General features: G+C 64.3%; 16 protein-coding genes. 11 read left to right on the forward strand and 5 right to left on the reverse strand.

Annotated features, from left to right (window positions below; translation table 11 throughout):
• Positions 1-62 precede the first annotated feature (62 nt).
• The 3 genes from BMF89_RS19960 to BMF89_RS19970 are packed head-to-tail and all read left to right on the forward strand — an operon-like array spanning position 63 to position 2,128.
• The gene (locus tag BMF89_RS19960; RefSeq protein WP_078108774.1) at positions 63-1,277 is read left to right on the forward strand and encodes an inorganic phosphate transporter; all 1,215 of its coding nucleotides are present in this window, start codon (positions 63-65) and stop codon (positions 1,275-1,277) included.
• Positions 1,274-1,495, forward strand: coding sequence for a hypothetical protein (locus BMF89_RS19965; RefSeq protein WP_078108775.1), 222 nt, complete (start codon positions 1,274-1,276; stop codon positions 1,493-1,495). Before BMF89_RS19960 ends, BMF89_RS19965 begins: the two co-directional genes overlap by 4 nt.
• 36 nt (positions 1,496-1,531) lie before the next feature.
• Positions 1,532-2,128, forward strand: a complete 597-nt coding sequence (locus BMF89_RS19970; RefSeq protein ID WP_078108776.1) for a dihydrofolate reductase family protein — start codon at positions 1,532-1,534, stop codon at positions 2,126-2,128.
• Here the strand turns inward: BMF89_RS19970 and BMF89_RS19975 are convergent.
• On the reverse strand, positions 2,081-2,548 hold the full coding sequence (locus BMF89_RS19975) for a hotdog fold thioesterase (RefSeq protein ID WP_078108777.1): 468 nt from the start codon (positions 2,546-2,548) through the stop codon (positions 2,081-2,083). The two genes, BMF89_RS19970 and BMF89_RS19975, sit on opposite strands and share 48 nt — an antisense overlap.
• 157 nt (positions 2,549-2,705) lie before the next feature.
• Here BMF89_RS19975 and polA point away from each other — a divergent pair, with 157 nt between their 5' ends.
• The 4 genes from polA to rpsA all read left to right on the forward strand — a co-directional run bounded on the left by polA (position 2,706) and on the right by rpsA (position 9,370).
• A complete protein-coding gene (gene polA, locus BMF89_RS19980; RefSeq protein ID WP_253190921.1) occupies positions 2,706-5,348 on the forward strand; it encodes a DNA polymerase I in 2,643 nt (880 codons plus the stop codon).
• An 87-nt stretch (positions 5,349-5,435) separates the two neighbouring features.
• Entirely contained in the window at positions 5,436-6,752 is a 1,317-nt protein-coding gene (locus BMF89_RS19985) for a GNAT family N-acetyltransferase (protein WP_078108779.1), read from the forward strand.
• A gap of 237 nt (positions 6,753-6,989) precedes the next feature.
• On the forward strand, positions 6,990-7,727 hold the full coding sequence (locus BMF89_RS19990) for a polysaccharide deacetylase family protein (RefSeq protein WP_253190918.1): 738 nt from the start codon (positions 6,990-6,992) through the stop codon (positions 7,725-7,727).
• Positions 7,728-7,894: 167 nt separating this feature from the next.
• Entirely contained in the window at positions 7,895-9,370 is a 1,476-nt protein-coding gene (rpsA, locus tag BMF89_RS19995; RefSeq protein ID WP_078108781.1) for a 30S ribosomal protein S1, read from the forward strand.
• 234 nt (positions 9,371-9,604) lie between these two features.
• Here the strand turns inward: rpsA and BMF89_RS20000 are convergent, their stop codons facing one another.
• Positions 9,605-10,294 carry a YigZ family protein gene (locus BMF89_RS20000; protein ID WP_139359755.1) on the reverse strand — a complete coding sequence of 230 codons (690 nt, stop codon included), beginning with the start codon at positions 10,292-10,294 and terminating at the stop codon, positions 9,605-9,607.
• A gap of 22 nt (positions 10,295-10,316) precedes the next feature.
• Between BMF89_RS20000 and coaE the strand changes: the two genes are divergently transcribed.
• The 3 genes from coaE to BMF89_RS20015 all read left to right on the forward strand — a co-directional run bounded on the left by coaE (position 10,317) and on the right by BMF89_RS20015 (position 14,886).
• Positions 10,317-11,537 carry a dephospho-CoA kinase gene (gene coaE / locus BMF89_RS20005; RefSeq protein ID WP_078108782.1) on the forward strand — a complete coding sequence of 407 codons (1,221 nt, stop codon included), beginning with the start codon at positions 10,317-10,319 and terminating at the stop codon, positions 11,535-11,537.
• A 45-nt stretch (positions 11,538-11,582) separates the two neighbouring features.
• Positions 11,583-13,670 carry an excinuclease ABC subunit UvrB gene (gene uvrB, locus BMF89_RS20010; protein WP_078108783.1) on the forward strand — a complete coding sequence of 696 codons (2,088 nt, stop codon included), beginning with the start codon at positions 11,583-11,585 and terminating at the stop codon, positions 13,668-13,670.
• Positions 13,671-13,851: 181 nt separating this feature from the next.
• Complete coding sequence (locus BMF89_RS20015) at positions 13,852-14,886, forward strand: TerC family protein (RefSeq protein WP_078108784.1); 1,035 nt, start codon at positions 13,852-13,854, stop codon at positions 14,884-14,886.
• Between the two features lie 58 nt (positions 14,887-14,944).
• On the opposite strand, the gene BMF89_RS20020 is transcribed toward BMF89_RS20015, so the two are convergent.
• The 3 genes from BMF89_RS20020 to BMF89_RS20030 are packed head-to-tail and all read right to left on the reverse strand — an operon-like array spanning position 14,945 to position 19,351.
• Complete coding sequence (locus BMF89_RS20020; protein ID WP_078108829.1) at positions 14,945-16,300, reverse strand: alpha/beta fold hydrolase; 1,356 nt, start codon at positions 16,298-16,300, stop codon at positions 14,945-14,947.
• A gap of 4 nt (positions 16,301-16,304) precedes the next feature.
• Positions 16,305-16,805 (reverse strand): GNAT family N-acetyltransferase, encoded by a 501-nt coding sequence (locus BMF89_RS20025; protein WP_078108785.1) that lies wholly within the window; start codon positions 16,803-16,805, stop codon positions 16,305-16,307.
• A gap of 20 nt (positions 16,806-16,825) precedes the next feature.
• Positions 16,826-19,351 carry a DEAD/DEAH box helicase gene (locus BMF89_RS20030; protein ID WP_078108786.1) on the reverse strand — a complete coding sequence of 842 codons (2,526 nt, stop codon included), beginning with the start codon at positions 19,349-19,351 and terminating at the stop codon, positions 16,826-16,828.
• Positions 19,352-19,408: 57 nt separating this feature from the next.
• Here BMF89_RS20030 and BMF89_RS20035 point away from each other — a divergent pair, with 57 nt between their 5' ends.
• Positions 19,409-20,188, forward strand: coding sequence for a trans-aconitate 2-methyltransferase (locus BMF89_RS20035; protein WP_078108830.1), 780 nt, complete (start codon positions 19,409-19,411; stop codon positions 20,186-20,188).
• Positions 20,189-20,312 lie beyond the last annotated feature (124 nt).

Below are 20,312 nucleotides of genomic sequence, written 5' to 3' on the forward strand. Positions count from 1 at the left end.
TTCGTTAGGCAGGCCCGGGGAAGTGGAACTGCGCATCGTCGACTCTGCAGATTGGGCACAAGGTGGGAATCACCTTCATGGTCGCGCTTGTCATAGCGCTGGCCTTATTTTTTGACTTCACCAACGGGTTCCACGACACAGCGAACGCCATGGCGACTCCGATCGCCACGGGTGCCATCAAGCCCAAGACGGCTGTTGCCTTGGCCGCGGTGCTCAACCTCGTGGGCGCGTTCCTCTCGACCGAGGTCGCAAAGACCATTTCCGGAGGCCTGATCCGCGAGGGCACTGACGGCATCCACATCACGCCGGAGATCATCTTCGCGGGGCTGATGGGGGCCGTCCTGTGGAACATGTTCACGTGGCTCAAGGGGCTGCCGTCGAGTTCTTCGCACGCGCTTTTTGGCGGCCTCATCGGTGCGGCGATCGTCGGTATCGGCTTCCACGCCGTCAACTTCGACACCGTGCTCCAGAAGGTCATCCTTCCCGCCGTCTTCTCGCCGCTGCTGGCGGGTGCCGTCGCCTATATATGCACCAAACTGGCCTACGCCCTGACGTCACGCCACGACCCCGAAACCGGCGACAAGCTGACCCAGAAGCGCGGCGGGTTCCGAACCGGCCAGATCTTCACCTCCAGCCTTGTCGCGCTGGCCCACGGCACCAATGACGCGCAAAAGACCATGGGCATCATCACCCTCGTGCTGATCGCCGCCGGAACCCAGCCTGCCGGAAGCGGACCCCAGCTCTGGGTCATCGGGGCCTGCGCGCTTGCCATCGCCATCGGAACCTACGCCGGAGGCTGGCGCATCATCCGGACCATGGGGTCCGGGCTGACCGACGTCAAGCCGGCCCAGGGCTTCTCCGCGGAAGCCAGCACCGCTTCGGCCATCCTCGCGTCCTCCCACCTCGGCTTCGCGCTGTCCACCACACAGGTGGCCTCCGGCTCGGTCATCGGCTCGGGTCTCGGACGCAAAGGCACCACGGTGCGCTGGGGAACTGTCGGGCGCATCGCCACAGGCTGGCTCTTCACCCTCCCCGCGGCCGCGATCGTGGGCGCCTTGACCGCGTTCCTCATCGGCACCGGCATCGCTGGCGTTGTGATCGCCGCCGTTGTGGGCACCGCCGTCGTCGTCTACATGTTCATCTACTCGAGGAAGTCGCACGTGGGCCACCACAACGCCGTCGAAGTCGAGGAAGCCGGCACCGCCGTCCGCTTCCGCAAGAAGAACGCCAAAAAACAAAGTCCGAGTAAAAGCACGAGTGAGGACATCCAGGCATGAAGTGGTTGGATCTGGTTCAGGTGGCCGGCGCGACCCTCGTCGCCGCCGTGGTCCTCGTGGTGCTGTATTCGCTCGGCGTCCGGCTCACTGCCGTCGCGGGCGACGCCCGGCAGAAGTCCCCGGCCATGGTCCGGTCCCTGGCGTACGCGTGTTTCGCGGCCTGTGGAATTGCCGTGCTTTTCGGGATCTATCTGATCGTTCCGTACTTCACGAAGTAGCTGGGAACCCCGCTGCCTCATGGGTAGGGTGGTGCCATGGCGGACTTCCAGTACTACGTGGCATCCTCGCTTGACGGGTTCATCGCCACGAAAGAAGACGATCTCGGCTGGCTGCTCCAGTTCGAAGAGGCCGAAGGCGTCACCGAGAGCTACGAAGACTTCATGGCGGGCATCGGCTGCATCGTCATGGGTGGCCAGACCTATCGCTGGCTCATGGAGCACGAACCGGGCAAATGGCCCTATCCGGGTGTTCCATGCTGGATCTTCACCCACCGCGAGTATGCAGCGCCGCCCGGCGCGGACGTCACCTTCGTGCGCGGCGAGGTCGCGGAATTCGCACCGGACCTGATTGCCGACGCCGGTGACAAGAACGTGTGGCTGGTTGGCGGCGGGAACCTGGTGGCGCAGTTCGCCAAGGCAGGCCTGCTGGACGAGATGATTGTCACCCTCATCCCCGTCGCCTTGGGTACGGGCAAGCGACTCTTGCCGGTCGAGAGCCCGACGGCGCCGCTCGAGTTGGTCTCGTCCCGCACCCTTGGTGCCGCAGCAGTCGAGATGCGCTACCGGTTCCCGGCCCGTGCCGGGTCAGTGGACCCTGTTCTCCCGGATCATGTTGGTGATCCGGGCCGTTGACAGTCGCCGGCCGTGTTCGTCGGTCATGACAATTTCATGGGTGGCGAGCGTACCGCCCAAGTGGATGGCCGTGCATGTGCCGGTGACCAGGCCGGCCGCTATGGAGCGATGGTGGGTTGCGCCGACCTCGATTCCCACCACGTGGCGTCCGGCTCCTGCATGCAGGGCCGCCGCGAAGGAGCCCAAGGTTTCGGCGAGAACCACATGGGCTCCGCCGTGGAGGATGCCGGCAACCTGGGTGTTTCCCTCCACCGGCATGGTGGCCACGGTCCGTTCCGGGCCGAGCTCAAGGAACCTGATGCCCATCTTCGCCACGAGCGACCCCACCCCGTAGCGGGAAAGCCAACCGTGCAACTCCGGCGGAACGCCGGCCGCATTGAGTTCGTCAGTGAACGGGCCCGGCGTGAAATTGTCCATCATGGCAACTAGGCTGGCACCTGTGAGCGAAACAACCAAACCGGACTCAGTTCCAACGTCAACGTCAACTGCCACCGCAACGGCACCAGACCCTTCGGCAACCATTGCGGGCACCGCGGCGGGTGGCCGCCCGAGGCTTCTGGTCCTCGATGGACACTCGATGGCGTTCCGGGCCTTCTATGCCCTGCCGGCTGAGAACTTCGCCACTTCCTCGGGCCAGCACACCAACGCCGTGCACGGCTTCACCTCGATGTTGATCAACCTGATCAAGGACCAGAAGCCCACCCACGTTGCAGTGGCCTTCGACGTCTCGGACGACACGACGTTCCGCAAGGCGGAGTACAGCGAATACAAGGGTGGCCGCAACGAAACGCCGCCGGAATTCCGCGGGCAGATCGATCTCATCGACCAGGTCATGGCGGCCTGGGGGATCAAGACCATCAAGATGCCCGGCTACGAGGCCGATGACATCCTCGCCACGCTCGCGGCACGGGGCGAGGCCGCAGGTTACGAAGTCCTCTTGGTTTCGGGGGACCGTGACGCTTTCCAGCTCATTACAGACAACGTGTTCGTCCTGTACCCGAAACAGGGGGTTTCCAATATTCCCCGCATGGACGCGGCAGCCATCGAAGAGAAGTACTTCGTTCCCCCCTCCCGCTACTCCGATCTCGCCGCGCTGGTAGGGGAGTCCGCCGACAACCTCGCCGGCGTTCCCGGCGTCGGCCCCAAGACCGCAGCCAAGTGGATCAACCTTTACGGCGGCCTGGAAGGGATCCTGGAGAACCTGGATTCCATCGGCGGCAAGGTCGGTGGAGCCCTCCGGGAAAACATCGACGCCGTCAAGCGCAATCGCCGCCTCAACCAGCTCCTGGGCGACCTTGAGCTCCCGGTGACGCTCGCCGAACTCGAGGAGCCGCGTCCTAATCGCCAGGAGGTCGAGACGCTCTTCGACACCCTCGAATTCAGGACCCTCCGCGCCCGGCTGTTCGCTCTCTACGGCGATGACACCGCCGGCGCGCCTGCCGAAACCATCGACGCGCCCGACTACGCGGTCCTGGAAGACGCCGCCGCCCTGGAAGCCTTCTTCGCGGGGGGTGCGGGGAGCCGTGCCGCGGTCGCCGTGCAGTTGGTTCCGGGACGGATTGGCGACGACGCCGCTGCCCTGGCCATCGTGCGGTCGAACGGGGCTGCCTACATCGAGCTGTCGTCCCTGGACGCGGCGGCCGATGCCGTCCTGGCCAAGTGGCTGCGTGATCCCGAAGAGGCCAAGGTCATGCACGAGTTCAAGGACGCCCTGAAGGCCTTGCAGCATCGGGGACTTGGCCTGGAAGGCGTGGTGGACGACACCGCCATTTCGGGCTACCTGATCCAGCCGGACCGCCGCAGCTATGAGCTCGCCGAGCTCGCCCAGCACCACTTAAGGATCACTGTCGCGGCTGCGGCGGCGCCAACCGGGCAGCTGGAACTCGAATTCGGCGATGGGCCGGACGGTGCCGCAGCCAGCGCGCTCGTCCAGCAGGCCGCCGTCGTGCACGTGCTGAGCAAGCACTTCGAAAGCGAGCTCGCCGAACGCAAGGCCGAGGCGCTCCTGACCACTCTGGAACTGCCGGTCGCACGGGTCCTGGCCCAGATGGAACTCTCGGGCATCGCCATCTCCACGGAGCGGCTGAACGAGCAGCTCGCGGACCTCGCCAAGGTCATCGACAACGCCCAGGAGCAGGCATTTGCCGCAATCGGCCACGAGGTCAACCTCGGTTCGCCCAAGCAGCTCCAGACAGTCCTCTTCGAAGAACTCGGCTTGCCCAAAACCAAGAAGATCAAGTCCGGCTACACAACGGACGCCGCCTCGCTGAAGGCCCTCCTGGAGAAGACCGGCCACGAGTTCCTGGTGCAGCTCATGGCCCACCGCGAATCCTCCAAGCTGGCCCAAATGCTGGAGACTCTCAAGAAATCGGTGGCAGAGGACGGCCGCATCCACACCACGTACGCGCAGAACGTCGCGGCCACGGGGCGCATTTCCTCCAACAACCCGAACCTGCAGAACATCCCGGTGCGCAGTGAGGAAGGCCGGCGCGTACGCGGGATCTTCGTCGTCAGCGAGGGCTACGAATGCCTGCTGTCGGCCGACTACTCGCAGATCGAAATGCGCATCATGGCCCACCTGTCCGGGGACGAAGGACTCATCGAGGCGTACAAGGAGGGTGAGGACCTGCACCGCTATGTCGGCTCGCACATCTTCAACGTGGCACCGGAAGACGTCACGAGTGCCATGCGATCCAAGGTCAAAGCCATGTCCTATGGATTGGCGTATGGCTTGACCTCGTTCGGCCTGTCCAAGCAGCTGGAAATCTCGGTCGACGAAGCCAGGACCCTCATGAAGGACTACTTCGACCGCTTCGGTGCCGTGCGCGACTATCTGCGCGGCGTGGTGGAGCAGGCCCGGATCGATGGTTACACGGCCACGATCGAGGGCCGCCGTCGCTATCTTCCGGACCTGACCAGCACGGACCGCCAGCACCGTGAGATCGCCGAACGCATTGCACTGAACTCGCCGATCCAGGGTTCGGCGGCGGACCTCATGAAGCGGGCCATGCTCGGCGTTTCGGCCGAGCTGACCAGCCAGGGGCTCAAGTCCCGGATGCTGCTTCAGGTCCATGACGAACTCGTGCTCGAGGTGGCGCACGGCGAACGCGAAGCCGTCGAAAAACTCGTCACCGAACAAATGGGGACGGCGGCCCGGCTCACGGTGCCACTGGACGTGCAGGTAGGCGTCGGCTCCAGCTGGTACGACGCCGGGCACTAGCAGGCGCACCGGCCTGGTTGCAGGCTTCAACGGGGCACGCCGCCGATACGGTGGCGTGCCCCCATGCTGTCTGGCTAGGCTCGGGACGTGGCTGATCCCAAGGAAACCAACGAAAAATACAACGTCAAGCGCTTTCGTTCCGTCGGAAAGGACAACCCGGACTACGGACAAGCACGTGAGTGGCTCCGCGCAGTCGGCTTCGGATTCCACGACGAGCAGCGAAGCGATGAGCTCATCGACAAGATCCTCGCGATGTACCAAGCGGACAACCGCGAGCTGACGGGCGTCTACGTCAACGAAGAACCACCCTTGCACGCGCTCAACCCGGGGTTTCCGGTGGCTACCTTTGGAACGCTGGAAAACAAGCTGAATGTCGGCTTCGGCCAGGAACTGCGGACCCGGCAGATCACCGCCGTCACCGTCCGCGGGACGCACCGGCGGCACGGCATCCTGCGGGGAATGATGACCGCGGATCTCGCCGATGCCAAGGACGATGGCTTCGCCATGGCCGCCCTGACCGCGTCCGAGGCGTCCATCTACGGCCGCTTTGGTTTCGGCGTCGCAACCTTCGAGCGGAGCATCAAGGTGGACACCGGTCCGAAATTCCGCATCCGGCATGAGCCCGTTGGCCGGGTGGAGATCGCGGATCCAAAGGTCCTCCTCGAACTCGCACCCGAGGTTTTCGAACAGGTTCACCACCGCACGCCGGGGTCCATCGTGAGGCAGGACTCCTACCGCCATCACGTGTCCGGGGCCATGAAGCGCGACGGCAGCGAGGACAAAGCCATCAAATGTGCGCTCCACTACGCACCGGACGGCACAGTTGACGGCTACGTCTCCTACAAGTTCGCCGGTTGGGACACGAAGCCGTACACGGTGGAAATCGTGGACCTCGTCGCCGCGTCGGACTCCGCCTACCTGGAATTGTGGCAATTCCTGGGCAGCCTGGACCTCGTCGTCCAGGTCTCCTGGCCTGACGCTCCCGTTGAAGACCCTCTCGCGTGGGCGCTCGTGGACGGGCGCTGCGTCACGTCATCTGACTACCGCGACATGTTGTGGCTGCGCGTCCTGGACGTCCCTGGAGCCCTGTCGGCACGGCGCTACGGGGCCGACGGGCGGTTGGTGCTGGAAGTCAGGGACGCGTTGGGTTTTGCCGACGGTACGTGGGAATTGACGTCCGACGGCGGCGTCGTAACCGTCAGGGAGGCGGGTGGCGGGAGCCAAGACATGAGCCCGGACCTGAGCATGGATGTCACGGATTTGGGGTCGGTCTTTCTGGGCGCCGTCAGTCCTGTAATCTTGGCTTCGGCAGGCCGGATCCGCGAGCACACGCCCGGAGCAGCATTGGCTGCCCAGCACATGTTCGCCGTCGAACGTCCTGCCCATTGCCTCACGCACTTCTAGGCACATCTCCGTACGCACGACCAACCAACAGAAGAGGATTCCATGGGGGAATTCCAGCCGGGGGGACACTCCTCCGGCCCATCAGGACTGCCGGGCCGGCGCTCGTTGCTGGCGGCTGCCGCCGGACTCGCGGTAACCGGCCTGGCGGCTTGTGCCCAACAACCGGCAGTTGCACCGGCATCTCGACCCGCGTCGGGTTCAGCGCCGGTCGTGGAGGATATAGGCCAGCATCCGGTCGTGCCCGAAACGCGGCCCGCGCTGCCGTCGAGATCCCAGGTTGTGGCCGAATACTCCAGGCGCAAGCCCGTCCAATGGGGGCTCGACGTCGTCGGCGTGGTGTCGAAGACAACGTCCGCTCATGCTGTCCTGACGTTTGATGCTTGCGGCGGCCCGAATGGTTCGGAATGCGATCACCGCCTTCTCCAGACCCTGCGCAAGTTCAACGTTCCCGCCACGCTGTTTGTCAACGGCCGCTGGATCAAGGCGAACCCCGGGCTGGCGGCTGATCTCGCGGCCGATCCCTTGTTCGAGCTCGGCAACCACGGCTTCCGGCACCAGCCCCTTTCGGTCAGCGGACGCTCGGCATACGGCATCACCGGCACGTCCAACGCCGGCGAGGTTTATGACGAGATCATGGGCAACCAGGAAGTCATGGAGCGGCTCTGCGGCAAGGCTCCCCGCTTCTTCAGGGCCGGAACCGCCTACTATGACGACGTCGCGGCAGCGATCACCAATTCCCTCGGACTGGTTCCGGTGAGCTTCACGGTGAATGGCGACGGCGGCGCGACCTTCCCTGCCCCGACGGTCGCGGGCGAGGTGGGAAAAATCGCCGCAGGTCGGGGCGCCGGCCACATTGTGATCTCGCATTTCAACCAGCCCACGAGCGGCACCGCCGAGGGATATGCACGAGCCCTCCCAAGCTTGCTGGACCGTGGCGTGACGTTCGCGCGGCTTGGTGACACGCTGCCGCTTTGACCCTCCTTGAGGCGAACGACTAGAATGAACGGGCGCATACTACGTGCGCGCAAATTTACAATCCACAATTCAGGATGACCCGGCGTTTTGCCGTGTCCTGCGGACCGGCGACGGAAAGCGGGCGGTTTGCCTGACCGATACTCTATCCACAACGGAGCCCCTACTACATGACCATCACCTCCACCGAGAAGCCCGGTACCCCCGTAGTCGCGATCAACGACATCGGTACCGCTGAGGACTTCCTCGCAGCTGTCGACGCCACCATCAAGTACTTCAACGACGGAGACCTCGTCGAAGGTATCGTCGTCAAGGTTGACCGCGACGAAGTTCTGCTCGACATCGGTTACAAGACCGAAGGTGTCATCCCTTCCCGTGAGCTTTCCATCAAGCACGATGTTGACCCCGGGGACGTCGTCTCCGTTGGCGATCAGGTCGAAGCCCTGGTGCTCACCAAGGAAGACAAAGAAGGCCGACTGATTCTCTCCAAGAAGCGTGCTCAGTACGAGCGTGCCTGGGGCGACATCGAAAAGGTCAAGGAAGAAGACGGTGTCGTCACCGGTACCGTCATCGAGGTTGTCAAGGGTGGTCTTATCCTCGACATCGGCCTGCGCGGCTTCCTGCCCGCATCCCTCGTCGAGATGCGCCGCGTCCGCGACCTTGCTCCGTACATCGGTCAGCAGATCGAAGCCAAGATCATCGAGCTGGACAAGAACCGCAACAACGTTGTTCTTTCCCGCCGTGCGTGGCTCGAGCAGACCCAGTCCGAGGTTCGCTCCACGTTCCTCAACAAGCTGGAAAAGGGCCAGGTTCGTCCCGGCGTCGTTTCCTCCATCGTCAACTTCGGTGCATTCGTGGACCTTGGCGGCGTAGACGGTCTGGTTCACGTTTCCGAGCTGTCCTGGAAGCACATCGACCACCCGTCCGAGGTTGTCGAGGTCGGCCAGGAAGTCACCGTCGAGGTCCTCGAAGTGGATCTGGACCGCGAGCGCGTGTCCCTGTCCCTCAAGGCTACGCAGGAAGACCCGTGGCAGACCTTCGCCCGCACCCACGCCCTTGGCCAGGTTGTTCCGGGTAAGGTCACCAAGCTGGTTCCGTTCGGTGCGTTCGTTCGCGTCGAAGACGGCATCGAAGGCCTCGTGCACATCTCCGAGCTGGCTGTCCGCCACGTTGAGCTTGCTGAGCAGGTCGTCTCCGTTGGCGACGAGCTCTTCGTCAAGGTCATCGACATCGACCTCGAGCGCCGCCGCATCTCCCTCTCCCTCAAGCAGGCTAACGAGGGCGTTGACGCTGACAGCACCGAGTTCGACCCGGCTCTGTACGGCATGGCCGCTGAGTACGACGAAGAGGGCAACTACAAGTACCCCGAGGGCTTCGACCCCGAGTCGAACGAATGGCTCGAGGGCTACGAGACGCAGCGCGCCGCTTGGGAGCAGCAGTACGCTGACGCCCAGGCACGTTGGGAAGCTCACAAGAAGCAGGTTTCCCAGCACGCTGCTGACGACGCCGCTGCTGCCGCTTCCGGCGAGAGCGACTCCGGTACCACCAGCTACTCTTCCGAGCCGGCTGTCACCGAGTCCAACGCGGGCACCCTGGCATCCGACGAGGCCCTCGCAGCCCTGCGCGAGAAGCTGACCGGCAACTAATTGCCCCTGGCCCGGATTTCCGGGCCGGAACAAAGCGGCTCCTGCGATTCATTCACGAATCGCAGGAGCCGCTTTTGTTTAACCCTGTCCTACTCCCGCCCGGGTTGCTCTTGCCCGGCTCCCGTTGCCCCGGCTCCCCACGGGACATGCCCCTCGTTCGCAGCAAGGACTGGACATATACGCACTATGTCCAGGGGTAGTGACAAGGGGTGGGCATGTCCCTTGGGAGGATGCTCAGCCCTGGACGTCGACCCATTCCGTTCCACGCAACTGGAGTCCCGAGGCGCCTGCGGTCATGGATGCCAGCCGCTCACCTGCGTCGGCGATTGCGTTTGCATCATCGGGCAGGGCCACGCGCAGGATCGTCTCTGAGGGCCCGTAGCTTGTTTCGGCCATGACGTAGCCCGCGGAGCGCAGATCGTTTTCCAGCTTTCCGGCCGCGTGGTGGGGCACCGGGATGTCGCACATCCGCAGGCGGCGCCGCTGAACCAGGGGAGCGGAGTCCAATGCGGCCGAGACTGACTCGGAGTAGGCACGGACCAGTCCGCCGGCGCCCAGGAGGATCCCGCCGAAATAGCGCACGACGACGGCGCTCACGTCGCTGAGGTCAGTCACCCCGGGCAGTGTCTCGCGTTTGATGAGCGCCTCGAGCATGGGGATGCCGGCAGTTCCGGAGGGCTCGCCGTCGTCGTTGGAACGCTGGATGGCGCGATCAGGGCCCAGGACGAATGCCGAGCAATGGTGCCGGGCGTCATGGAATTCCTTGCGCAGTTCGGACGCCAACGCGCGGGCGGCATCCTCGTCGGAGGCGCGGCGCAGCACGGTGATGAAGCGCGAACGCTTGATCTCGAGTTCATGGCGGAAACCGTCTCCGGGAGCCAACGTTGTGTACGCGGTCGCCCGGCTTTCTTCCTGTTCTGCCACCGACCCAGTCTAGTGTGGAGGGGTGCTGAAGATTGGACTTACCGGCGGGATCGCCTCCGGCAAATCACTCGTGTCCGCCCGGCTGAGGGAGTTGGGCGCCGTCTTGATCGACGCCGACGCTCTGGCACGCGAAGTCGTGGAGCCGGGCACGCCGGGCTTGGCGGGCGTCGTGGCCGAGTTTGGTGAAGACATCGTCGACGCCGGGGGTCGCCTCGACCGTGCACGCCTCGGCGCGATTGTCTTCGCTGAGCCCGATCGCCGGGAAGCACTCAACGCGATCATCCATCCGCGCGTGAGGGAGCGGGCTGCCGGGATGCTCGCGACAGCGAAACCCGGAGACATCGTCGTCCAGGATATTCCGTTGCTCGTCGAAACCGGGCAGGGGAGCAGCTTCCACCTGGTGCTGGTGGTCGATGCCCCGGACGGGGAACGGATCCGGCGCATGACGGAGAACCGCGGCATGACAGCCGAGGACGCGGTCTCCCGCATGGCCGCTCAAGCCAGCAGGGATGAACGGTTGGCGGCGGCCGACATCGTGTTGGACAACTCGGGAAGCGTGGAGGACATCACCGCACTCGTGGACGCCTTGTGGGAAGAACGATTGGTCCCGTTCGCACGCAATCTTGCGGCCGACCGGCCGGCGCCACGAACCAGCGGCCCCGTATTGTCACCGCCAAACCCCGACTGGCCGGTCCAGGCTGAACGGCTGCTTGCCCGGATCCGGCGGGTATCTCCTGAGGTCCTGGGTGCAGACCATATCGGTTCGACGTCGGTTCCCGGCCTTCCTGCAAAGGACGTCATCGACCTGCAAGTGAATGTGTCCTCGCTGGACGCCGCCGACCGGATAGCCCGGGCCCTGGGCGAGGCCGGCTTCCCGTTGCGGGAGGCCTCAGCCCGCGACACCCCCAAGCCGCCTGACCTGGATCCTTCGGCATGGCAAAAACGGTTCCATTGCAACGCCGACCCCGGACGGCCCGCCAATGTCCATGTCCGGGTCCTTGGAAGTCCGGGGTGGCGTTATGCCTTGTTGTTCCGCGATTGGCTCCGCGCCAACCCGGACGCCCTGCGCATGTATGGGGACCTGAAGCACGAGCTCGCCGCGCTCCACGCCGGCGACCGCAGGACCCTGGCGTACGCGGAAGCCAAGGAGCCGTGGTTCACCGAGGTCGCCTGGCCGCTCATGGACTCCTGGGCCGGAAGCAGCGGCTGGCAGCCGCCGTCGTACTCCGCGGCGCAAGCCTAGAAAACGCGGACAGTAACTGTCCGCGGGCGGGGGTACATTGGATTCATGAGTCTTGCCCAGGAGATCAACCGCGTCGTCGCGCCCTTTGAGGTCATCAGCGAATTCAAGCCGGCAGGTGACCAGCCGGCCGCCATTGCGGAGCTGACTGAACGGATCAACAACGGCGAAAAAGACGTCGTGCTGCTCGGGGCCACCGGTACGGGCAAGAGCGCCACCACTGCCTGGTTGATCGAGCAGGTCCAGCGGCCCACCTTGGTGATGGTCCAGAACAAGACCCTCGCCGCGCAGCTTGCCAACGAGTTCCGGGAACTGCTGCCCAACAACGCGGTGGAGTACTTCGTTTCGTATTACGACTACTACCAGCCCGAAGCCTACGTTCCGCAGACGGATACGTTCATCGAGAAGGACTCCTCCGTGAACGAGGAAGTCGAGCGGTTGCGGCACTCGGCGACCAACGCGCTGCTGACCCGCCGGGATGTCGTCGTGGTGGCTACCGTATCCTGCATCTACGGCCTCGGCACCCCGGAGGAATACATCGCCGGAATGGTCACGCTCACCAAGGGCGCCGAAATGAACCGGGACGATCTCCTGCGCAAGTTTGTCGGCATGCAGTACACCCGCAACGACATGGACTTCCACCGCGGCACCTTCCGTGTCCGCGGAGACACCGTGGAAATCATCCCCATGTACGAAGAGCTGGCCCTGCGCATCGAGTTCTTCGGCGACGAGATCGAGAACATCTACACGCTGCATCCGGTCACGGGCGATGTCATCCGCGAGGAAACCGAGATGTACATCTTCCCGGCCTCGCATTATGTCGCCGGTCCGGAACGCATGTCCCGCGCCATCACCGCCATCGAGGGGGAACTCGCCGAGCGGCTCAAGGTCCTCGAAGGCCAGAACAAGCTGGTGGAAGCCCAGAGGCTGCGCATGCGCACCACGTACGACCTTGAGATGATGCAGCAAATGGGTTTCTGCAACGGCATCGAGAACTACTCGCGGCACATCGATGGCCGCGGCTCCGGCACGGCCCCGCACTGCCTCATCGACTACTTCCCGGACGACTTCCTGCTGGTCATCGACGAATCCCACGTCACGGTTCCACAGATCGGCGCCATGTACGAAGGCGATATGTCGCGCAAGCGCACCCTCGTGGACCACGGCTTCCGGCTGCCTTCCGCGATGGACAACAGGCCGCTCAAATGGGATGAGTTCCTGGAGCGGGTGGGCCAGACCGTCTACCTTTCCGCGACCCCCGGAAAATATGAGCTCGGCAAGGCCGACGGGACCGTCCAGCAGATCATCCGCCCCACCGGGCTGATCGATCCCGAAGTCATCGTGAAGCCCACCAAGGGCCAGATCGACGATCTCCTCGGGGAAATCCGGACCCGGGTGGAGCGCGACGAACGCGTGCTGGTCACCACGCTGACCAAGCGCATGGCCGAGGACCTCACCGACTACCTGCTGGGCCATGGGGTCAAGGTCCAATACCTGCACTCCGACGTCGACACCCTCCGGCGCGTGGAACTGCTCCGGGAACTCCGCATGGGCAGCTTCGACGTCCTTGTGGGCATCAACCTGCTCCGCGAGGGCCTCGACCTGCCCGAAGTGTCACTTGTCAGCATCCTCGACGCCGACAAGGAAGGCTTCCTCCGTTCGGCCACTTCCCTCATCCAGACCATCGGGCGCGCGGCCCGAAACGTCTCCGGCCAGGTCCACATGTACGCCGACCGGATCACCGACTCCATGGCCAAGGCCATCGAGGAAACCAACCGCCGCCGGGAAATCCAGGTCAAGTACAACACGGACAATGGTGTGGATCCGCAACCGTTGCGCAAGAAGATCGCAGACATCACCGATCAACTTGCCCGCGAAGACGCCGACACCCGCGAGTTGCTGGCCGCAGCCGGAAAGGGTGGCCGGACCGGCAAGGGCAAGGGCGCTTCGAAGGTCCGTCAAGACGGCCTGGCCGCGGCGCCGGCCGAAGACCTCGTGGGTCTGATCGAACAACTGACCGAGCAGATGCATGCGGCCGCCGCCGAACTCCAGTTTGAGATCGCAGCGAGGATCCGTGACGAGGTGGGAGACCTCAAGCGCGAACTACGCCAGATGCAGTCCGCCGGGCATGCCTAGGGTAAAGTTGGGCCTACGTAGGGGAGTATCCCAAGCGCTAAGTCCGTCAACACGCAAGGCACAGACGCCTCGCCGGGCCTAGCGGATCGCCGTTTGAGCGTTGATTGCCTATTGAGCATGGACACGCAGGCAGGTCGGAGAGACTTACGCCGTTTTGGCGTACCTGCGAAAGGCATTCTTGATGCAACTCCCCGCCTGGTTTGAGATCGGCTCCTTCGTCGTTCTCGGAATCATCCTCCTTGTCGACCTTCTTTTGGTGATCAAGCGTCCGCATGAACCCTCCATGAAGGAAGCAGGCCTCTGGGTCGCCTTCTACGTCACCCTCGCTTTGGTGTTCGCCGGGGCGATGTTCGCGTTTGCCGGCCCGGAGCATGGCAGCCAGTTCATCGCTGGTTGGGTGACCGAATACAGCCTGAGTATCGACAATCTCTTTGTCTTCATCATCATCATGGCGCGGTTCTCGGTGCCCCGTAAGTATCAGCAGGAAGTGCTCATGGTGGGCATCATCATTGCCCTGGTGCTGCGCGGCATCTTCATTGCCCTTGGCGCCGTGGTGATTGAGCAGTTCAGCTGGGTCTTCTACATCTTCGGCGCGTTCCTGCTGTGGACCGCATGGAAGCAGGCCACGGACAACGGCGAAGACGAGGAAGACGCCGCCGAAAGTCCGCTGATTGCCCGCATCCGCAAAGTTGTCCCGATGTCGGAGAAGTTCGACGGCGGCAAGCTGAGGACCACGGTCGACGGCAAGAAGCTGTTCACTCCCATGCTGATCGTTTTCGTGACCATTGGCATGACGGACCTCCTGTTCGCCGTGGATTCCATTCCGGCCATTTTCGGACTGACACAGAGCGCCTTCATCGTCTTCACCGCGAACATCTTCGCCCTGATGGGCCTTCGCCAGCTGTACTTCCTGCTGGGCGGACTCATGACCCGCTTGATTTACCTCAAGCACGCCTTGTCGGTCATCCTCGCGTTCATCGGCGTCAAGCTGGTCCTGCACGCCATGCACGTCAATGAACTGCCGTTCATCAACGGCGGCCACCATATTGACTGGGCGCCGGAGATCCCGACCTATGTGTCCCTGGCGGTCATCATCGGCACCATCGTGGTGGCGGTTGTCGCGAGCCTGCTGACCCCGGCGGCTGCCAAATCCAAACTGGATGCCCGGCTCGAGGAGGACTCCCGCAAGAGCATGAACAAGGTCAGCGGCCACTAACAACCGGCGAGCCATTGTCACAGCAGAACTGAGCCCCGGTCAGCGCTTTGGCCGGGGCTCAGTTCTGGCCGCGGGCCATTCCCAGGAGCCGGTTGAAGATTCCTTCCCCGTCTTCGCCGATGCCGTCGTGGTGAAAGTCTCCGGTGGTCCAGGCTTGCAGTCCGCGTACCGCCGCGGCGGTTTCCATGGACAGTTGGAAGTCGACATAGATGTCGTCGCGGTACACGGCAGCCGCGACCGGCACGGTGTTCGCTTTCAACCGGGACACATCGTAGAGCGGTTTCCAGTCTTGTTTGGCGGCCAACAGCGCGGCTACTTCCTGAAGGGGCACAAGCGCCGGATCCTGCTCGAAGTACCAGGGGTAGACCATTTCGCCGGTCAGGAGCGGCTCTGCGGCGTCGGGCCGGAATTCCGGGAATTCCGAGCGCACCCGCCACGCCGCCCAGTCGGTGGCCTGGCCCTGGCCGTAGATGGATTCGTGCAACACCGCGTACAGCGGATTCGATGCCCGGGAGACCAGCCCGTGGACCTGTTCGAGGAAGGCGTCGGAGAGCCGTTCTCCCTCCGGCGTGGGCACGAACGCATCCTCCAGGAGGGTGTGCAGGGCATCCACCCGGGCGTTTCCGCCCAGGAACGATCCCACCATTTGGAAGCGCTCCGGAGTGAGTGGTTCCCCGCTGGGCAGCCGCTCCTCCGTGGACTCCAGATGCCGCGCGATCCGGGTGACCAGCCCCCGGTCCTCCGGGTACCACGCGAAGTATTCCGCGTTACGTTCCGCAACCCGTTGGAAGGTTGCCCGGTAGACCCGCTCGGCCGGGCCTTCCAACGGCGCCAGCCCGCCGGTGATGAGCACTTCGCTCAAGCCTTGCGGCGCGAAGGACAAATAAGTCAGCGCGCAGAAACCGCCGAAGCTCTGGCCAAGGACCGTCCACGGCTCCGAGCCCAGCGCCTTCCGGATGAGTTCGGCGTCGGCCACGATCGAGTCCGCCCGGAAATGCGCGAGGTAGCCAGCCTGCGCTGCCGCGTTGCCCCGGAGCGGCAAGGTGTTGCGGTCCGCCGGCGTGGACAGGCCCGTGCCGCGTTGGTCCAGCATCAGGATGCGGAAATTCCTTGCGGCAGCCTTCATCCAGCCGGACAGGGAAGTGGTCCGGGTGCCGCGTCCGCCGGGGCCGCCTTGGAGGTAGAGCAACCACGGCAGCCGGTCCGCGTCCTCCTCCGAGTGCTCGGCAGAGACGAACTCCCGCGCGAAGACGGTGATCGTTTCCGCGTTGCCTGGAGCTTCACCTCCGGACGCCCAATGGTCGAGCGGGACGGTGAAGAAATGCTCGGTGGTGCGGACACCCCGGAATTCGTGCCTTGCCCGGATGGTGTGCGCCGCTTGCCCAACCATGGGCTCAGCGAGACCCTCGACCATGCGCTCAGCCACGGGCCATGGCCTTGTCATCGCTGCCGAAGGCGCCCAGGGCGTCGCCGCTCAGGCGGAACGTGGACCAGCCGTCCATCGGAACGGCACCGAGGTTGCGGTAGAAGTTGATGGACGGTTCGTTCCAGTCCAGGACGCTCCATTCCACCCGCGCATAGCCGCGTTCGACGGCGGTCGCGGCCAGATGCCGCAGGAGCGCCTTCCCGTGGCCCTCGCCTCGCGCAGCGGGAGTGACGTAGAGGTCCTCGAGGTAGATGCCGTGGACGCCTTCCCACGTGGAGTAGTTCAGGAACCACAAGGCGAAGCCCTGGACATCCCCGGCCGCGTTTTCCGCCATGTGTGCGTACACCCGCGGATTTTCGCCGAACAAAGCCTCGGTGAGCATTTCCGGCGTGTTCTTCACGGCATCGGGCTCTTTTTCGTAGACCGCAAGCTCGTGGATCATCTGCAGGATCGCGGGAACGTCGGACAATGTGGCTGGGCGGATAACACTCATGATTCGAGCTTACTAGGCGCCTAGAGACGGTTGACCGCGGTCACCCTGACCACGGCCGTGCCGCTCTCGTCGGAGGCTGCCAGGTCCACTTCGGCGGACACGCCCCAGTCATGGTTGCGGGCCGGGTCATCGAAAATCTGCCGTACGCGCCAGACGCCGGGCTCCTCGGTGATCATGAGGAGTCCCGGTCCCCGGGCATCGGGGCCGGTTCCGATGTCGTCGTGTTCGTCGAAGTAGTCGTCCAAAGCGTCTTCCCAGCGTTCCGCATCCCAGCCGCTGCCGGCGTCGAGCTCGCCCAGAGCGGCCGCATCCTCGTCCGCGAACAACTCAACGCGCCGGAACATTTCGTTGCGGACCATGACCCTGAAGGCGCGGATGTTGGACGTGAGCGACGGCGGCGGGGGAGGCGGAGCGTCGTGCGGCGTCGGGGCCACCCCGGAGGTGAGCTCTTCCCACTCGTCGAGCAGGCTGGAGTCGACCTGGCGGACCAGTTCACCCAGCCAGGCGATGAGGTCCTCGAGGTCTTCGCGAAGGGAGTCCTGGGGGACGGTCTGGCGCAGGGCCTTGAACCCATCGGCCAGATACCGCAGCACGATCCCTTCGGAGCGGGCGAGCCCATAGAACTGCACGAACTCACCGAAATTCATGGCGCGCTCATACATGTCGCGGACCACCGACTTCGGAGCAAGCTCGAAGTCGCCCACCCAGGGTGCAGCCTTGCGGTACACCTCAAACGCCTCGCCGAGGATCTCCGCCAACGGCTGAGGGTAGGTGACCTCTTCGAGCATCGCCATGCGCTGGTCGTAATCGATGCCATCGGCCTTCATCGCGGCGACGGCCTCGCCGCGTGCCTTCTTCTGCTGCGCAGACAGGATCTGCCGTGGCTTCTCGAGGGTTGACTCGATCACGGACACCACGTCCAAGGCGTACGACGGCGACTCCGGATCCAGGAGTTCGAGCGCAGCAAGTGCGAACGGTGAAAGAGGCTGGTTCAGCGCGAAGTTGGCTTGTAGGTGAACGGTCAGCCGCACGGAGCGGCCTTCTTTCTCCTGCTCGGCCTCGGGAATGCGTTCGACCACGCCGGCTGCCAGCAGCTCGCGGTAGATGCCCAAGGCCTTCTTCATGAGCTGCAGCTGGGCGGGGCGCGCCTCGTGGTTTTCGGTCAGGAGACGACGGGCAGCGGCGAACGGGTCGCCGGGGCGCTCCATCAAGTTGAGCAGCATGGCATGGGTCACGGTGAAACTCGAGGTCAACGGGTCCGGCACGGACTCCACCAAACGGGTGAAGGTGGGCTGCCCCCAGGACACGAAGCCCTCTGGCGGCTTCTTCCGCACGACCTGCCTCAGCTTCTTCTGGTCGTCGCCGAACTTGGCGGTGGCCTTTGCCATCGCCTTCGCGTTTTCCACTACGTGTTCGGGTGCCTGCACCACGACCGTTCCGGCAGTGTCATAGCCCGCACGGCCGGCGCGGCCCGCGATCTGGTGGAACTCCCGGGAGTTCAGCAGGCGGGTGCGGACGCCGTCGTACTTGCTGAGCGCCGTCAGGAGGACAGTGCGGATGGGAACGTTGATCCCGACGCCGAGCGTGTCGGTGCCGCAAATGACCTTCAGGAGTCCTGCCTGTGCCAATTGCTCCACGAGGCGGCGGTACTTCGGCAGCATGCCTGCGTGGTGGACGCCGATGCCATGGCGGACCAGCCGGTTCAGGGTCTTGCCGAAGCCGGCGGCGAACCGGAAACCGGCGATCAGCTCGGCAATCTTGTCCTTCTCCTCGCGGGTGCACATGTTGACGCTCATGAGGTTCTGGGCACGCTCGATGGCCTCGACCTGGCTGAAATGCACCACGTACACGGGAACCTGCTTGGTGCTCAGCAGCTCCTCCAGGGTTTCGTGGACCGGCGTTTCCTGGAAGTAGTAATGCAGCGGGATGGGCCGTTCGGCCGAACTCACGGTGGTAGTGGACCGCCCGGTGAGTTCGCTCAGGCCGGCTTCGAAGCGGCTGACGTCTCCCAGGGTGGCCGACATCAGCAGGAACTGGGCCTGGGGGAGCTCAAGGAGCGGCACCTGCCACGCCCAACCGCGCTGCGGATCGGAGTAGAAGTGGAATTCGTCCATGATGACCGTGCCGAGCTCGGCTTCCTTGCCTTCGCGCAAGGCGATGTTGGCGAGGATTTCGGCGGTGCAGCAGATGATCGGCGCATCCTGGTTGACTCCCGAATCGCCGGTGATCATGCCGACGTTCCCGGCTCCGAAGATGTCGCAGAGGGCGAAGAACTTCTCGGAGACCAAGGCCTTGATGGGCGCCGTGTAGTAGCTGCGCAGGCCGCGGGACATCGCCTCGAAGTGCGCGGCGATCGCCACGAGGGACTTTCCAGAGCCGGTGGGGGTCGCCAGGATGACGTTGGAGCCGGACGCTAGTTCCATGATGGCTTCGTCCTGGGCAGGGTACAGCTGGAGCCCGCGGCTCTCCGTCCATTCGACGAAGCGTGTGTAGATTTCGTCCGGGTCAACGCGTGCGCCGTCGGTGAGCTGCTCAAGAAGTTTCATTGCCTTCCAGCTTAGTGTGGGTGGAGCAGACGATGGAGACCGACGATGGAGCATGCAGTGAAGTGGGATCCAGCCAAGTACGTCGAGTTCGGCAATTACCGTGACCGGCCGTTCTTTGACCTGACCTCGAGGATCCTGGCGGAGGATCCGCGGCACGTCGTGGACCTGGGCTGCGGTCCGGGGAACTTGACGGCGACGCTCGCGACGCGGTGGCCCCGCGCCGCCGTCGTCGGGCTGGACTCCTCAGCGGACATGCTGGCCAAAGCCCACGCCCTCGCTGCCGCGCACCCTGCTCTTTCGTTCGTGCACGCCGACATCGCCGGGTGGACGCCGGAAGCGGACACCGACGTCGTGGTCAGCAACGCGGCGTTGCAATGGGTGCCGGGCCACTTGGCGATGCTCGCCGCGTGGCTTGAAGCGCTGAAACCGGGAGCCTGGTTTGCGCTCCAGGTCCCCGGAAACTTCGGTGCGCCGTCCCACGTGCTCATGCGCGAACTGGCCGCCTCGCCCGAATGGTCCGGGAAGCTGTCCGGCGTGCTTCGCCACGACGACGCCGTCGGGGAACCGGCCGACTACCTGCGGATCATGCTCGACGCCGGATGCGCAGCCGACGCTTGGGAAACGAGCTACCAGCAACTTCTGCCGGGAGCCGATCCGGTCCTGGAGTGGGTGCGGGGAACCGGCCTGCGTCCGGTGCTCGCAGCCCTCCCCGAAGCCGAAGCGCGCGCTTTCGAAAACCAGTACGCGGCGGCCCTCCGCGAGGCCTATCCACGGGGGCGGCACGGCACGCTGTTTGCGTTCCGCAGGATTTTTGCGGTGGCACAAAAGCAGGGCTGAGCCGGCCCAGGTCCAAAGGACTCCGGAAACGCCCTGATGACAAGGATTCGCACTGTGATCTGAACTACAATGGCAACGCGATCCAGGGGCGGCATCGTGTGAAATCCGCGGCTCCGGAGGCCAA

The organism is Arthrobacter sp. SRS-W-1-2016 (genome assembly GCF_002009585.1).
GTDB lineage: Bacteria > Actinomycetota > Actinomycetes > Actinomycetales > Micrococcaceae > Arthrobacter > Arthrobacter bambusae_A.